A 308-nucleotide genomic window follows, 5' to 3' on the forward strand; every position below is an offset into this window, starting at 1 on the left:
GCAGCAGTGGGGAATATTGCACAATGGGCGCAAGCCTGATGCAGCCATGCCGCGTGTGTGAAGAAGGCCTTCGGGTTGTAAAGCACTTTCAGACAGGAGGAAAGGTTAGTAGTTAATACCTGCTAGCTGTGACGTTACTGACAGAAGAAGCACCGGCTAACTCCGTGCCAGCAGCCGCGGTAATACGGAGGGTGCGAGCGTTAATCGGAATTACTGGGCGTAAAGCGTACGCAGGCGGTTTGTTAAGAGAGATGTGAAAGCCCTGGGCTCACCCGGGGAACTGCATTTCGAACTGGCACACGAGACTG

At 54.2% G+C, this 308-nt stretch carries 1 rRNA gene; it reads left to right on the forward strand.

The features are described 5' to 3' along the window. Positions 1-308, forward strand: a 16S ribosomal RNA gene (locus tag CWB66_RS16350); the annotation flags it as partial.

It is taken from the genome of Pseudoalteromonas sp. S558 (assembly GCF_005886635.1).
GTDB classification, from domain to species: domain Bacteria; phylum Pseudomonadota; class Gammaproteobacteria; order Enterobacterales; family Alteromonadaceae; genus Pseudoalteromonas; species Pseudoalteromonas aliena.